This window comes from Acidiferrobacterales bacterium, from assembly GCA_028820695.1.
Taxonomy (GTDB): domain Bacteria; phylum Pseudomonadota; class Gammaproteobacteria; order Arenicellales; family JAJDZL01; genus JAJDZL01.
In genome coordinates this window covers 1-15,607 of record JAPPIB010000019.1, presented here as the reverse complement: position 1 = coordinate 15,607, position 15,607 = coordinate 1, and the positions used below count along the sequence as shown (strand labels likewise).

Below are 15,607 nucleotides of genomic sequence, written 5' to 3'. Positions count from 1 at the left end.
CGGACGCACCATCGGCGCCGGCGTCGTGACCAAGATCCTCAAGTGATCGGGAATTCGTCGGGATTGAACCAAGGCCAGTAGCTCAATTTGGCAGAGCAGCGGTCTCCAAAACCGCAGGTTGGGGGTTCGAGTCCCTCCTGGCCTGCCAGATTGACCAGGTAGCGCGGACATGTCAGAAGTAGTGGACAAAGTCAAGCTTATCGGTGCCGTATTCGTACTGGTTGCCGGTGTCGCTGCGTTTTATGTTCTGGATGATGCTTCGGAACTGGTTCGTGTCGCACTGCTGGTAGGAAGCATCATTGCGGCTGCGGCAGTGGCGCTGATGTCATCACCCGGGCAGCAGGCATGGGAATTTGCGAAGGGTGCAAGGTCCGAGTTCCGGAAAATTGTATGGCCGGGGCGCAAGGACACAGTGCAGAGCACGCTGATCGTCATCATCATGGTGGTGCTGATCGGGCTGTTTCTGTGGATGCTGGACACGATCTCATTCTGGGTAATTTACGATCTATTTCTGCAAATCGGTGGTTGAAAATGACAGACGATGAATCCAGGGATATGAACACACCCCAATCCGATGCTGACGGAAAACGCTGGTATGTCCTTCACACCTATTCGGGACATGAGAAACGCGTGCGGAGGTCGCTGGAGGAATACATTGCGCGCGAGCAGTTCGACGACTACTTCGGTGATATCCTGGTGCCGACAGAGGAAGTTGTCGAAATGAGAAGCGGACAGCGCCGCACTACCGAGCGCAATTTCTATCCAGGCTACGTCTTCATCAACATGGATATGACACCCGAGACCTGGCACCTGGTCAACAGCATTCCGCACATTTGCAGTTTCATCGGCGGCAAGGAGCCAACCGCGATCTCACAGCACGAGGCAAATTCGATCATCGAGCAGGTCGAGGCGGGGGTGAACAATCCGCGGCCGAAGTTTTACTTCGCGCCCGGCGAACTGGTGCGGGTCATTGACGGACCGTTCGAGGAGTTCAACGGCACTGTTGAGGATGTGAATTATGAAAAGAGCAAACTTCGTGTCTCAGTCACCATATTCGGTCGTTCGACACCGGTAGAACTGGATTTCAGTCAGGTCACGAAGAGCTGATCCAACCAACTGTAAGGCAATACGATGGCAAAGAAGATAACCGCCTATATCAAGCTGCAGGTACCGGCCAAGGAAGCGGTGCCAGGCCCGCCGGTCGGCCCGGCTCTGGGCCAGCATGGGCTGAACATTATGGAATTCTGCAAGGCATTCAACGCCAAGACGCAGTCGATGGAAAATGGGATGCCGATTCCGGTCGTAATCACGGTCTATGCCGATCGATCCTTCAGTTTTGAGACCAAGACGCCGCCCGCTTCGTATCTTCTGAAAAAGGCAGCGGGTGTTGACAAAGGCAGTGCAGAGCCGAATCGGGAGAAGGTTGGCAAGGTGACCCGTGCCCAGCTGGAGGAGATTGTCACGGTCAAGAATCCGGATTTGAACAGTTATGACATGGACCAGGCCGTACGCATCATCGCTGGGACAGCGGTCAGCATGGGGCTGGAAGTTGAGGAGTGACGGAAATGTCGAAAGCAGGAAAAAGATTCAGGAAACTTGAAGAGCAGGTCGACAGTACCCGACTCTACCCCTTGAACGAGGCAATGGAGCTGGTCAAGAAGACCGCCTCGACCAAATTTGACGAGACTGTAGAGGTCGCGGTGCAACTCGGCATCGATGCGCGCAAGTCAGATCAGAATGTCCGGGGAACCGCCATTTTGCCGCGCGGTATCGGAAAGACAACCCGGGTGGCGGTTTTTGCGACCGGCACCAATGCCGAAGCCGCAAAAGAGGCCGGTGCGGATATTGTTGGATTCGAGGATCTGGTCGAGTCTGTCAAGAAGGGTGAGATAGAGTTCGACTCGTGTATTGCGGAGCCGGATGCGATGAAGGCGGTGGCAACGGTCGGCCGGATTCTGGGACCCAAGGGCCTGATGCCCAACCCCAAGACCGGAACGGTCAGAACTGATATTGCAGAGGCAGTCAAGGAAGCCAAGGCCGGCAAGGTGAACTTCAGGATCGATCGGGCCGGCATTGTTCACTGTGGAATCGGCAAGGCCTCATTTGACGAACAGGCGCTGACCGAGAATTTTCACGAGCTGCTGCGGGCGCTGAAGCGGGCTCAGCCACCGGCGGCCAAGGGCCAGTACTTCAGGAAGGTGTCTTTGTCGACTACGATGGGCCCCGGAGTCCGTGTGGACGCCACCGAACTGGCGAGAACCTAATGAATTCGAACTGGCAGATTGATTTTTTTCAGCGGTATTGCATATGAACGAGAATCTTGAACGAAAGCATCAGATTGTAGATGCGGTGCATAAGGATCTTGAGTCCGCAAAGCTGGCGGTGCTGTCCGAATACCGTGGCGTTGATGTGGCCGGGATGGGTGTATTGCGACGCGAGGCGCGCGAAGCCAATGTACGCATCCAGGTGGTGAAGAACACCTTGGCCCGGCGCGCGGTTGATGACACCGATTTCGAGTGTCTCAAGGAGCATTTCAACGGGCCATTGGCACTTGCGGTTGCCGATGATCCGGTTGCAGTGGCAAAAACCCTGTCTGAATTTGCCGCCAAGAACACGCAGTTCAGGATTCAGACCGGTGCCATGAACGGTCAGCTGATATCGGCCGAACAATTGGAGCAGATCGCGAAGCTGCCCGGCCGGGATGAGCTTTTGGCCAGATTGATGGGTACGATGGCGGCGCCAATACAGAAGTTTGTCAGCACACTCAACGAGATTCCGAGTGGATTCGTGCGCGTGCTGGCAGCAGTCAGGGATTCGGAAGAGTCTTCCGAGTCCGAATCGAGCAGCTGATGGTATGAACCATCCGCGATTTGAACACTTATTTACTGAATCACATCAACTCACGCTACGGGGGAACCTCTAATGTCTTTGTCGAGGCAAGAAATTATTGACGCAATTTCAGAAATGTCAGTCCTTGATCTGTCTGAGATGATCAAGGAGATGGAAGAGAAATTTGGTGTTTCGGCTGCGGCCGCGACAGTCGCAGCCATGCCTGTCGCTGCGGGCGGTGCTGCTGATTCCGCTGCGGAAACTGAAGAGGAGCAGACGGAATACTCAGTGGTGCTGACTGAAGTCGGCGATAAGAAGGTCGGAGTCATCAAGGTCGTGCGCGCGGCCGCAGGTCTGGGCTTGAAGGAATCCAAAGAATTGACCGACAGCGCTCCTGCAACCATCATGGAAGGGATGTCGAAAGAAGACGCCGAAGCGCTCAAGAAAGAGATTGAGGAAGCCGGCGGCTCGGCTGAGATCAAGTAATCGCTTGTCGATCTCGTCGTTCGCATTTCCAAATTTCAGACGATATCAGGCTATCTGCCTGCCCGCGGTTCCATTGCGGCTGGAACCCGTCTGCTTATGTACGTTCAAATCATACCTGACCGAGTGGGTCCCCCATTGACATGAAATACAGCTTTACTGAAAAGAAACGGATCCGAAAAAGCTTTGGCAAGCGCAAGGATGTGTTGCCTGTTCCCTATCTTCTGGAAATCCAGAAAAGTTCATACCAGCGGTTCCTGCAAGCGGAAGTCGATCCCGACGAGCGCGAGAACGTCGGTCTGCAGGCCGCCTTCAACTCCGCATTTCCCATCACCAGTCACAGCGGTGATGGAGAGCTTCGGTTTATCAAGTACATGCTGGAGCAGCCCAAATTTGACGAGGTCGAATGCCGGCAGCGTGGTCTGACCTACACCTCGCCCATCAAGGCAACACTCAACCTGGTCAATTTCGAGCGAGGAACAACCAAGTCCGATGATGCGCAACGGGTCGTCAAGGATGTGATTGAGAGCGCTGCGGTCTATATCGGTGAGATTCCGCTCATGACCGAGAGCGGTTCGTTCATCATCAACGGTACTGAGCGTGTTGTGGTGTCACAGCTGCACCGCTCACCCGGAGTTTTCTTCGATCATGACAAGGGCAAGTCCCACTCCTCTGGCAAGTTGCTTTTTAACTGTCGGGTGATTCCCTACTGGGGATCGTGGCTCGATTTTGAGTTTGACACCAAGGATTTGCTTTTCATGCGGATCGATCGCAGAAAGAAGGAGCCTGCGAGCGTACTCTTCAGGGCGATGGGCTACAGTGATGAGGAGATTCTGCAAGAGTTTTTCGACTTTGATACGTTCAGGATCGCCAAGGACGGTTCACTCACCTTGATGCTGGATGATCCTGAAAAGCTTCATGGATTGACTCTGGATTTTGATATCAGGAATCGCAACGACAAAGTCCTGGTGGAGAAGGGAAAGCGCATCAACCGTGCGGATGTTCGCAAACTTGCTGCAGCGAAATTGCGACGCTTGAAGGTAGAGCCCAGCTTCCTCAACGGCCGGGTTTCTGCCAGAGTCATCCACTACGAAGGTGACGGTGCCGATACCGAAACTTTCATGCTGAGAAAGGACGGTCGGATCACAATGGTACTTGACCGTTTGGAAAACATTGAGGGGGCATCGTTCGAATTTCCACTGATCAGTCTCGATGGTGAGCAGATCGTCGCTGAGAATGTGGAAATAACCGCCAAGGAGATAGAAGCGCTCAAAGCATCGAAGGTCAAGCGAGTGATGGTTCCCGAATCCTATCTGGAAAATCGTGCGGCAGGCCTGCCGGTTGCCGATCCGTCCAGCGGGGAAGTGCTGATGCAGCCGGAAGACATTTTTGATCCGGAAGGTGAAAGGCTCAAGACTCTGCGCGAGGCGGGCATCTCACAGATAACCATTCTGAGCAAGACGCCGAGATTCCTGCAAGGTTCATCAATTCTGCAAGCGAATGAGATCATTGAGGATGGCAGGAGACTTGTACAGTTTCTCAAGGCAGGCGGCATCAGCGAGTTCCAGACAATCTACACCAACGAGCTGGATTGCGGATCGTATATCTCGGACACAATGAGACTCGACAGCGGAATCAGTGAGCAGGAGGCGCGAAAGCGAATCTATCGCATGATGCGGCCAGGCGATCCGCCCACCATCGAGGCGGCAGACGCTCTATTCAACAATCTGTTTTTCACCGAGAGCAGGTATAACCTTTCCGCGGTCGGGCGGATGAAGCTCAATCGTCGGCTGAGACGTCCCGACGAAACCGGAGCCAAGGTCCTGGACAATCGCGACATTCTTGATGTTGTCAAGCTGCTGATTGACCTGAAAGATGGCAAGGATGAGGTCGATGATATCGACAATCTGGGAAATCGCCGCGTGCGTTCAGTTGGTGAGCTTGTGGAAAATCAGTTCAGGATGGGGCTGAGCCGGGTCGAGCGTGCGGTGCGCGAGCGCCTGAGTCAGCCGGATGTGGAGGGACTGACTCCGCAAGATCTGGTGAATGCGAAACCGGTTACGGCGGTGGTGCGGGAATTCTTCCGTTCCAGTCAGCTGTCGCAATTCATGGATCAGACGAATCCATTGTCTGAAGTGACACACAAGCGCAGGGTGACAGCGCTGGGCCCGGGTGGTCTTTCAAGGGAGCGGGCCGGCTTCGAGGTGCGTGATGTCCATCCGACACACTATGGCCGGGTATGTCCCATTGAGACGCCGGAAGGACCGAATATCGGACTGATCAACTCACTCGCGATGTATGCCCGGATCAACGACTACGGATTTTTGGAAACTCCGTACCGCAAGGTCAGAAACGGAAAGGAGTCGACGTCGCCTAAGGATGTGAACTATCTGTCCGCCATTGAGGAGGGTGAGTTTTTCATCGCGCCGACAACCAAGTCGAGCGAATCCAATGGAGAAGCGAGTGAGGAGCTCGTTCCATGCCGTAAGGGTAACGAGTTCACATTGTCTCGCCCTGACAATATCGACTATGTTGATGTGGCGCCGGCGCAGATCGTGTCAATCGCCACAGCCTGCATTCCATTCCTGGAGCACGACGATGCAAACCGCGCACTGATGGGATCCAACATGCAACGCCAGGCGGTGCCGACGATTCAGCCTGAAACTCCGCTGATCGGTACCGGAACAGAACGCACGGTCGGTGTGGAATCCGGTGTGACAGTGACTGCCCGACGCGGTGGAATTGTTGAGTCGGTCGACGCCAGCCGAATTGTTATCCGGGTGAATGAGCACGAGATCGGCGAACAGGATTCAGGGGTGGATATCTACAGTCTGATCAAGTATCGACGGTCAAACCAGAGCACCACAATCAACCAGCGACCGCTGGTCAATGTCAAGGATCGCATCGAGAAGGGTGACACCATCGCCGATGGGCCGGCGACAAGTCTGGGAGAACTGGCACTGGGACGTAACATCCTGGTGGCCTTCATGGCATGGAGCGGTTACAACTTCGAGGACTCGATCGTCATTTCCGAGCGCCTGGTGCAAGATGAGGTCTACACCACGGTTCATATCGAGGAATACAGCATCGAAGCCCGAGACACCAAGCTCGGCATGGAGGAAATCACGTGCGATATCCCGAATATCGGGGAGTCGGCACTTGCCCAGCTTGATGATTCCGGCATCATCCGAACCGGAGCGGAAGTCAAATCCGGTGATATTCTGGTCGGCAAAGTTTCGCCGAAGGGCGATGTCCAGCCTTCACCGGAACAGAAACTGATGTTTGCGATCTTCGGCGAGAAGGCATCCGAGACAAAAGACACTTCCTTGAGAATGCCGTCCGGAGTTTCGGGAACCGTGATCGATGTCCAGGTGTTCACTCGGGAGGGTATCGAACGTGATGCGCGGGCCGAGAAGAACATCGATTCCGAGATCAAGCGAATCCGCAAGGATCTCAATGAGAAGTTCAGAATCGAGAAGCAGGCGGCATTTGATCGAATCAACGCATTGCTTATCGGCCAAGTGGCTGAAGGCGGTCCGGGAGAGCTGGGCAAGGGTGATGTCATCACTCGGGAGTATCTTGGGGACCTTTCCGATTCTGAATATTTCAAGATTCGGGTGCGGGATGACGATGTAGCCCACCGCTTCGAGATGATCCGCCAGCAGATTGACGAGAAAAAAGAACAGTACGATTCGGAGTTCAAGGACAAGAAAGACAAGCTTGAAGAAGGCGATGATCTGAAACCAGGCGTCCAGAAACGTGTGAAAGTGTTCGTTGCCGTCAAGCGTCGGCTTCAGCCAGGTGACAAGATGGCGGGGCGTCATGGAAACAAGGGCGTGATCTCCAATATCGTACCCGTCGAGGATATGCCGCATCTGGAAGATGGCACCACGGTCGACATCATCCTGAACCCGCTCGGTGTTCCGTCCCGGATGAATATCGGTCAGGTGCTGGAGACCCATCTTGGCTGGGCGTCCCGCGAAATCGGCAAGCAGATTGGAGAACTGATCGACAAGGGTACGAAAGCGCCCGCAATGAAGGAGTATCTGAGAACGTTCTACAACTCCGATTCGGAGAAGACTCTCATGAACAAACTGACGGCGACTCAGGTCATGGAACTTTCGGGCAATCTCAGGAACGGGCTGCCGATCGCAACTCCGGTTTTTGACGGGGCGACCGAGCGGGAAGTGAAGGAGATGCTGAAGATTGCCGGCCTGCCGGAAAGTGGGCAGGCGATCCTGTACGACGGACGTACCGGTGAGGCATTTGATCGCCCGATTACAGTCGGCTACATGTATATGCTCAAGCTCACCCACCTGGTGGATGACAAGATGCATGCGCGCTCGACTGGGCCATACAGCCTGATTACGCAGCAGCCTCTGGGCGGGAAGGCCATGGGCGGCGGTCAGCGTTTCGGTGAGATGGAGGTCTGGGCGCTTGAGGCCTATGGTGCCGCATACACATTGCAGGAGATGCTGACAGTCAAGTCAGATGACATGTTCGGCCGTGCGAAGATCTATGAGAACATTACCTGCGGCAGTCACCGCATGGAGGCAAATGTTCCGGAATCATTCAATGTGCTGGTGAAGGAAATTCGATCGCTGGGATTGAATGTGGAAATGCGACCGTCAAAGTCGTCGATCTGACAGAATACAGAGTTGGAAAATCTATTTCCGAGGTGAGCAAATGAAAGATATTGGCAACCTGATGAGACGAGCAGGAAAGATGGAGGATTTCGATGAGATCCGCATTGGACTGGCCTCGCCTGAGAAAATTCGCAGCTGGTCGTTCGGAGAGGTTCGAAAGCCGGAAACGATCAACTACCGTACGTTCAAGCCGGAACGGGACGGCCTGTTCTGCGCCAAATTGTTCGGACCGACCAAAGACAATGAATGTCAGTGTGGGAAGTACAAGCGTCTCAAGCACCAAGGTGTTGTCTGTGAGAAATGCGGTGTCGAGGTGACACTGTCGAAAGTCCGACGCGAGCGGATGGGTCACATTGATCTGGCCAGTCCCGTCGCCCACATCTGGTTTCTTAAAAGTCTGCCGTCCCGACTGGGAACACTGCTCGATATGACAGTCCGGCAGATTGAGCAGGTGATGTATTTCGAAGCCTATGTAGTCATTGAGCCTGGCTATGAAACGACGCTGAAGCGGGGTGATGTCCTCAGCGAGGAGAAATACTACGAGTTGATGGAATCCTACGGAGGAGAATTTGAGGCCAGGATGGGCGCTGAGGCGATCAGGGACCTCGTCAAGATCATTGATTTTGAGGAGGAGGCCGTCCTGTTGCGTGAGGATCTTGAGGATACCCGTTCTGAAACCAAGATCAAGAAGCTGACCAAGCGTCTGAAACTGATCGAATCGTTTCTTGAGTCGGGCAATAAGCCCGAATGGATGATTCTCGAGGTTCTTCCGATTCTTCCGCCGGAACTCAGACCGCTGGTTCCTTTGGATGCGGGCCGCTTTGCAACCTCTGACCTGAACGATCTTTATCGACGTGTCATCAATCGCAACAATCGTCTCAAGCGTCTGCTTGAGCTGAATGCGCCTGAAATCATCGTCAGAAACGAAAAACGCATGTTGCAGGAAGCTGTGGATGCGTTGCTCGACAATGGTCGTCGGGGTAAGATGATTACCGGTGCCAACAAGCAAAAGCTCAAGTCCCTGGCGGACATGATCAAGGGCAAGCAGGGTAGGTTCCGACAGAATCTGCTCGGCAAGCGGGTGGACTACTCGGGGCGTTCTGTCATTGTGGTGGGACCGACACTGAAACTGCACCAGTGCGGAATTCCCAAGCGCATGGCGCTGGAGCTGTTCAAGCCTTTCGTGGTTTACGAATTGATCAGGCGCTATCCGGATCGGTTCAATATCAAGAGTGCGAAAAAGACGATCGAGCAGGAAAGCTCAGAAGTCTGGGATGTGCTGGAAGAAGTGATTCGGGAACATCCGGTGCTGCTTAACCGCGCACCGACACTCCACCGTCTTGGCATCCAGGCTTTCGAGCCGATGCTGGTTGAAGGCAAGGCAATTCAGCTGCATCCGCTGGTTTGCACCCCTTACAACGCGGACTTCGACGGCGACCAGATGGCGGTGCACGTGCCGCTGACGATCGAGTCGCAGGTCGAGGCGCGAACACTGATGATGTCAACCAACAACATCCTGTCACCGGCGAACGGGGAACCCATCATTGTGCCATCGCAGGACATTGTGCTGGGTTTGTATTACCTGACCCGGGAAGCGGCGAATGCGAAAGGTTCGGGTAAGATATTTTCGGATGTCGCCGAAGTTCGGCGGGCTTACGAGCTCGGCGGGGTCTCACTCCACGCGCAGATTCGTGTACGGATTACCGAAATGCTGAAGGAAAAGGGCGAAGTGCGCGAAAGCGCGAAGCTGTTCGACACCACCGTGGGCCGGGCGCTGCTGTCTGAAGTTGTTCCCGACGGAATGTCATTTGAGTTGATCAACAGGGTTCTGAACAAGCGTGCCATTTCAGAGATTGTGAACGAATGCTATCGTCACGTCGGACTGAAAGAGACGGTGGTTTTGGCAGACCAGCTGATGTATCTCGGTTTCGACTACGCCGCCAAGGGGGGCATTTCGATTTGTGTCAACGATATCGAAATTCCCGAAGACAAGCGAGCCATCCTGGACGAGGCTGACCGAGAGGTCGAATCGGTCCAGAGACAGGCGGCTGCCGGATTCCTTACCGATGGCGAGCGTTACAACAAGGTGGTGGACATCTGGGGACGCGCCAGCGACCAGGTGGCCAGTTCGATGATGGCAAAACTGAGCGTCGAAACCACTACTGACCAAGATGGAAACGAGGTGGAGCAGGCTTCTTTCAATCCAGTTCATGTGATGGCTGATTCGGGTGCGCGGGGTTCTCACGCCCAGATTCGCCAATTGGCGGCGATGAGAGGCCTGATGTCGAAACCCGATGGAACCATTATCGAGACGCCGATCAAGGCAAACTTTCGCGAGGGACTCGACGTGTTGCAGTATTTCATATCAACACACGGCGCTCGAAAGGGATTGGCGGATACGGCGCTGAAAACCGCGAATTCGGGTTATCTCACAAGGCGACTGATCGACGTCTGTCAGGACCTTGTCATTACCGAAAGCGACTGCGGAACATCGAAAGGCTTGTGGCTTGAGGCCCTGGTCAAGGGCGGAGATACCGTTGTCGCACTGTCCGGCAGGATACTGGGACGGGTGACCGCACTGGATGTCAAGTCTCCGGGTTCGGGCAAGGTGATCGTCCCGGCCGGTGAGGTGATTACAGAAAAAACCGCGAAGTCGATCCAGCTGCATGGCGTGCATCGGGTCAAGGTGCGTTCTGCTGTAACGTGTGAGACGAAATACGGAATCTGCAGCAGCTGTTACGGTCGCGATCTCGGTCGCGGACACCTGGTCAACCGAGGCGAGGCAATCGGTGTCATTGCGGCACAGAGTATCGGTGAGCCGGGCACACAGTTGACGATGCGGACATTTCACATGGGTGGTGTCGCCGAACGCGAGCAGACAGCAACCGGAATTATCGCAAAGACCCAGGGCACCCTGGAGTTCGATCGCATATCGTATCTTGAGAACTCGCGCGGTACGTATATCGTGAACACCCGTTCCGGCGAAGTGAAGATTCTCGACGGCAATAAGATCGTTGCTGAACGTTATCAGGTGCCGTACGGTGCGGAACTGTTTGTCAAGGACGGCGAATCCATCGTCCCGGATCAGGAGATCGCTAGATGGGACCCGCATGTCCATCCCATCATCAATGAAATTAAAGGTATCGTGAGACTCGACAATGTTGTTGATGGACTGACGGTTTCACAGTCAAGGGAAAGCGAGGATGAGACAATCAGCGGCAAGCACCCGTTCTACACAGTGCTCGAGTCCAAGGGGGCAACAATCGAGAACCGCCCCGCAATCAGGCTGGTCAACGACAAGGAAGAGACGCTCATGTTGCCGAATACCAACCGCGAGGTCCGTTACCTGCTCCAGCCGGGCGCACAGATATTGGTGCAGAACGACACGGTCGTTTCGGTTGGTGATGTGCTGGCGAGAATTCCACACGAGTATGACTCAACCCGGGATATTACAGGTGGTCTGCCGAGAGTCGCTGAGTTGTTTGAGGCACGTCGTCCGAAAGATCCTGCGCTGTATGCGAAATACTCCGGTGTGGTCAGTTTCGGCGAGGAGACCAAGGGCAAGATTCGATTGGTGATCACGGATGCGGAGGGCGAAGAGCACAAGGAGCTGATTGCCAAGGGCCGCTCATTGATGGTATTTGACGGCGAGACGGTTGAACGCGGGGAACAGATCGTGGAAGGCGCACCTGTGTCCGCCGACATCCTGGAACTCAAGGGGGTTGAGGAACTGACCCAATATATCGTGCATGAGGTTCAGGAAGTCTATCGCCTCCAGGGCGTCACGATCAACGACAAGCACATCGAGGTGATTGTCCGGCAGATGCTGCGAAAAGTCAGGATTGAATCCCCGGGATCCACCAAGTTCCTGCCGGGTGAGATTGTGGAGCGATCCCGTTTTCTTGATGTGAACGAACAGATTCGCCTTGCCAATGAAAACGGTGCCGACCCCGAGCAGGAAGAAGCGAAAGCGGTCCGTGTGCTGCTGGGGATTACCAAGGCCTCACTACTCACTGAATCGTTCATTTCGGCCGCATCATTCCAGGAAACAATTCGTGTGCTGACTGACGCATCAGTCAGTGGCAAGGTGGATAGTCTGCGCGGCTTGAAGGAAAACGTGATTGTCGGGCGTCTGATTCCTGCCGGGACCGGATTGGTCCACCATCAGGAACGCAGACGGCAGCGTGAGCTGGTCAGACGGCAGACTGAAGAGTTTACCAAGACGTTCGAGGACGACGGCCTGATTGAACAGTCTGGCCTGGAGTCGACAGAAGACTTCGACAAGGCTGTCAGTGATGTCTTTCGTATGGGACTGGCGAAAAGTTAGCGATTCGATCGGGCATTGCGCCGGTGCCGGAAATTTCACCCAAATTTTTTGAGAATAATTGAATTTCTAGTCAAAGTACGCTAATATTGAGCAGTTATTGGTTCACTGTCGGAACAACAGTGAAGCAAAAAGACAGACCGGGCACGGTCTGTCTTTTTATTCAATATAAATCTAGACGAATTTTTTGATATGCCAACAATCAATCAACTGGTTAACAAGCCCAGAAAGCAGCAAAAGAAAAAGACGAACGTACCGGCATTGGAGGCCTGTCCCCAAAAGCGGGGTGTTTGCACCCGTGTCTATACGACGACACCGAAGAAACCGAATTCCGCGCTTCGAAAAATTGCCCGGGTGAGGTTGACCAATGGTTATGAGGTCACAACCTATATCGGTGGTGAGGGGCATAATCTGCAGGAACATTCGGTGGTTCTGATCCGCGGAGGCCGCGTCAAGGACCTGCCCGGCGTTCGCTACCATACGGTTCGGGGTGCGCTGGACGCGTCGGGTGTTGAGCAGCGCAGGCAGGGACGCTCGAAATACGGTGCCAAGCGTCCGAAGTGAATGGACGATATAGCCGCACCAGGTTTGCTTAGAACGATATTCAGATTGGAAGACAGACAACATGCCAAGACGTAGGCTGGTACCAAAACGGAAGATCATGCCGGACCCGAAATACCACGAGGTCACGGTCGCCAAGTTCGTCAATGCGCTGATGCTTGACGGGAAGAAGTCAGTTGCTGAGAAGATACTGTACAACGCGCTCGACATCATCCGGGACAAGAATGCCGGCGAACCGCTGGAAGTATTCGAGGAAGCGCTGGAGAATGTGCGTCCTACCGTGGAGGTGAAAAGCCGCCGCGTCGGAGGCGCCACCTATCAGGTGCCGATCGAGGTTCGCCCGACCCGCCGTAACGCGCTGGCGATACGCTGGATTATCGAGGCGGCCAGGAAACGACGGGAGAAGTCTATGGCCATCCGGTTGGCTGAGGAGCTGATCGAGGCTTCGAAGCAGACTGGTGAGGCGTTCAAGAAGTGCGAGAACACGCACAAGATGGCGGAGGCGAACAAGGCGTTCTCCCATTTCAGATATTGAAATCTAATTGCACAGTCAGGACAAGGCACTAGTGATGGCCCGGCAAACGCCACTCAAGCAATACAGGAATATTGGCATCATGGCTCATATTGATGCCGGTAAGACGACCACGACAGAAAGGATATTGTTCTATGCGGGCATCTCCCACAAGATTGGCGAGGTGCACGATGGCAATGCGGTCATGGACTGGATGGAGCAGGAACAGGAGCGGGGGATCACGATCACATCTGCAGCCACCACCTGTTTCTGGAAAGGTGCAAGGGAAAATATGGGCCAGCACCGGATCAACATCATTGATACGCCGGGTCACGTTGACTTTACCATCGAGGTTGAACGCTCCTTGCGCGTGCTGGACGGTGCGGTCACCGTGCTGTGTGCGGTCGGCGGCGTGGAGCCTCAGACCGAAACAGTATGGCGACAGGCGGACCGATATGGTGTGCCGCGGGTGATTTTCATCAACAAGATGGATCGTGCAGGTGCCGATTTCGAGATTGTCAACGGACAGATTCAGAAGTTTCTGGGTGCCGTATCAGTACCGATGCAGTTGCCCATCGGTGCGGAAGAGAAATTTTCCGGAATTGTCGATCTGATCACTATGAAAGCATGGTACTGGGATGATACAACCCTGGGTGCGGGCTTCCAGGTCGAGGATGTCCCCGATCATCTGATCGAGCAGGCGCAGTCGATGCGGGAACTCCTCATCGAGACCGCAGCTGAGGCTTCAGACGAGCTGACCGGCATCTGGCTGGATACCGGAACCCTGACCGAATCCCAGATCCGGGAAGGAATTCGCACGCTGACCATCGAAAGCCGGATCGTTCCCGTATTTTGTGGTTCCGCCTTCAAGAACAAGGGTGTTCAGCTGTTGCTGGATGCCGTGATCGACTACCTGCCAAACCCGACTGAGGTGCCGCCGGTGGAGGGGGTCGTCGGTTCCGATAGTGAGAATGTCGAGAAACGAGATCCGCGAGACGATGAGAAGTTTGCTGCGCTGGCTTTCAAGATCATGACAGATCCATTTGTGGGTCAGTTGGTATTTTTTCGGGCCTACTCCGGAACGCTGAAATCGGGAGATACAGTGATTAATGTGTCCAATCGGCGCAAGGAGCGGATTGGTCGAATATTGCAGATGCATGCCAATGATCGTGTTGAGATCAAGGAAGTGCGAACCGGGGATATTGCCGCCGCGGTCGGACTCAAGAACGTGACAACGGGCGATACGATCTGCGAGATGGGTGGTGAGATCGCGCTTGAGCGCATGGAATTCCCCGACCCCGTCGTCTCCCGGGCGGTGGAACCGAAAACAAAGGCCGACGAGGATCGGCTGTCCATCGCACTCGGCAAGCTGTCGAAAGAAGATCCGTCGTTCAAGGTTCGAACCGATTCGGAATCAGGCCAGACGATCATTTCCGGTATGGGTGAGTTGCACCTTGAGATCATCATTGATCGCCTGAGTCGGGAGTTCAAGGTTGATGCGAACATCGGTCAGCCGCAGGTTGCGTATCGCGAGACCCTCACGACCAGTATCGATCAGGAGACCCGGCACGTACGCCAGACGGGTGGCAAGGGACAATTCGCACACGTTTTGATCAAGTTCGAGCCGTTGCCGCGTGGCGGCGGGTTTGAGTTTGTTGACAAGATTGTCGGCGGAGCCATTCCGAAAGAATATATTCCTGCAGTCAGGAAGGGCATTGAGGATGCCATGGGATCGGGCGTTCTGGCCGGCTATCCGGTGGTTGACGTCAGGGCAACCCTCTATGATGGGTCATTCCATGATGTCGATTCCTCGGAACAGGCATTCAGGATTGCCGCCACCCAGGCATTCCGGGATGGTGCGGCGCGGGCCCGCCCGCAACTGCTGCAGCCGTTCATGTCGGTCGAGGTGGTAACGCCTATGGAATATCTCGGTTCGGTCACAGGTGACCTGAATTCGCGCAAGGGCATCATTGACCAGGTCGAGGATGTCAGCAGTGGAAAAGTCATCAAGGTGCGTGTTCCGCTGGTTGAGATGTTCGGTTATGTGTCGTCGCTTCGCTCACTGACGTCGGGGCGTGCGACCTATTCGATGGAGTTCGACGCTTATATGCCGGTATCGGCGAGAGACGCAGGTGTTACGCTGAAGTTGGCGAGCTGATCAGGATTTTGATTGTTTATTGTTTTGGACGAGTGAATTAAAGTGGCAAAGGAAAAGTTCGAGCGGACGAAGCCGCATGTGAATGTGGGTACGAT

Annotated in this window: 11 protein-coding genes and 1 tRNA gene; all 12 read left to right on the top strand. The window is 54.5% G+C overall.

Features of this window, described 5'->3' with window-relative positions; translation table 11 throughout:
- Positions 1-71 precede the first annotated feature (71 nt).
- A tRNA-Trp gene (locus OXI60_02380) sits at positions 72-148 on the top strand.
- A gap of 21 nt (positions 149-169) precedes the next feature.
- Positions 170-529: a preprotein translocase subunit SecE gene (gene secE / locus OXI60_02375; GenBank protein ID MDE0308665.1), complete on the top strand. Its 360-nt coding sequence runs from the start codon at positions 170-172 to the stop codon at positions 527-529.
- Between the two features lie 26 nt (positions 530-555).
- The gene (gene nusG, locus OXI60_02370; protein ID MDE0308664.1) at positions 556-1,107 is read left to right on the top strand and encodes a transcription termination/antitermination protein NusG; all 552 of its coding nucleotides are present in this window, start codon (positions 556-558) and stop codon (positions 1,105-1,107) included.
- Between the two features lie 24 nt (positions 1,108-1,131).
- Positions 1,132-1,560: a 50S ribosomal protein L11 gene (gene rplK / locus OXI60_02365; GenBank protein MDE0308663.1), complete on the top strand. Its 429-nt coding sequence runs from the start codon at positions 1,132-1,134 to the stop codon at positions 1,558-1,560.
- 5 nt (positions 1,561-1,565) lie between these two features.
- Positions 1,566-2,264 (top strand): 50S ribosomal protein L1, encoded by a 699-nt coding sequence (rplA, locus tag OXI60_02360; GenBank protein MDE0308662.1) that lies wholly within the window; start codon positions 1,566-1,568, stop codon positions 2,262-2,264.
- 43 nt (positions 2,265-2,307) lie between these two features.
- Positions 2,308-2,850 carry a 50S ribosomal protein L10 gene (rplJ, locus tag OXI60_02355; protein MDE0308661.1) on the top strand — a complete coding sequence of 181 codons (543 nt, stop codon included), beginning with the start codon at positions 2,308-2,310 and terminating at the stop codon, positions 2,848-2,850.
- Positions 2,851-2,922: 72 nt separating this feature from the next.
- Entirely contained in the window at positions 2,923-3,315 is a 393-nt protein-coding gene (rplL, locus tag OXI60_02350; GenBank protein MDE0308660.1) for a 50S ribosomal protein L7/L12, read from the top strand.
- A gap of 140 nt (positions 3,316-3,455) precedes the next feature.
- Positions 3,456-7,958: a DNA-directed RNA polymerase subunit beta gene (rpoB, locus tag OXI60_02345; GenBank protein MDE0308659.1), complete on the top strand. Its 4,503-nt coding sequence runs from the start codon at positions 3,456-3,458 to the stop codon at positions 7,956-7,958.
- A 40-nt stretch (positions 7,959-7,998) separates the two neighbouring features.
- Complete coding sequence (gene rpoC, locus OXI60_02340; GenBank protein ID MDE0308658.1) at positions 7,999-12,285, top strand: DNA-directed RNA polymerase subunit beta'; 4,287 nt, start codon at positions 7,999-8,001, stop codon at positions 12,283-12,285.
- 189 nt (positions 12,286-12,474) lie between these two features.
- Entirely contained in the window at positions 12,475-12,846 is a 372-nt protein-coding gene (gene rpsL, locus OXI60_02335) for a 30S ribosomal protein S12 (protein MDE0308657.1), read from the top strand.
- A gap of 61 nt (positions 12,847-12,907) precedes the next feature.
- Positions 12,908-13,378, top strand: a complete 471-nt coding sequence (rpsG, locus tag OXI60_02330) for a 30S ribosomal protein S7 (protein ID MDE0308656.1) — start codon at positions 12,908-12,910, stop codon at positions 13,376-13,378.
- 34 nt (positions 13,379-13,412) lie between these two features.
- Positions 13,413-15,512 carry an elongation factor G gene (gene fusA / locus OXI60_02325; GenBank protein MDE0308655.1) on the top strand — a complete coding sequence of 700 codons (2,100 nt, stop codon included), beginning with the start codon at positions 13,413-13,415 and terminating at the stop codon, positions 15,510-15,512.
- Positions 15,513-15,607 lie beyond the last annotated feature (95 nt).

Coding starts and splice junctions, on each gene's coding strand:
- nusG (MDE0308664.1), top strand. CDS start 556: ATGAACACACCCCAATCCGATGCTGACGGAAAACGCTGGTATGTCCTT.
- rpsG (MDE0308656.1), top strand. CDS start 12,908: ATGCCAAGACGTAGGCTGGTACCAAAACGGAAGATCATGCCGGACCCG.
- rplK (MDE0308663.1), top strand. CDS start 1,132: ATGGCAAAGAAGATAACCGCCTATATCAAGCTGCAGGTACCGGCCAAG.
- rplL (MDE0308660.1), top strand. CDS start 2,923: ATGTCTTTGTCGAGGCAAGAAATTATTGACGCAATTTCAGAAATGTCA.
- rplA (MDE0308662.1), top strand. CDS start 1,566: ATGTCGAAAGCAGGAAAAAGATTCAGGAAACTTGAAGAGCAGGTCGAC.
- secE (MDE0308665.1), top strand. CDS start 170: ATGTCAGAAGTAGTGGACAAAGTCAAGCTTATCGGTGCCGTATTCGTA.
- rplJ (MDE0308661.1), top strand. CDS start 2,308: ATGAACGAGAATCTTGAACGAAAGCATCAGATTGTAGATGCGGTGCAT.
- rpoB (MDE0308659.1), top strand. CDS start 3,456: ATGAAATACAGCTTTACTGAAAAGAAACGGATCCGAAAAAGCTTTGGC.
- fusA (MDE0308655.1), top strand. CDS start 13,413: ATGGCCCGGCAAACGCCACTCAAGCAATACAGGAATATTGGCATCATG.
- rpoC (MDE0308658.1), top strand. CDS start 7,999: ATGAAAGATATTGGCAACCTGATGAGACGAGCAGGAAAGATGGAGGAT.
- rpsL (MDE0308657.1), top strand. CDS start 12,475: ATGCCAACAATCAATCAACTGGTTAACAAGCCCAGAAAGCAGCAAAAG.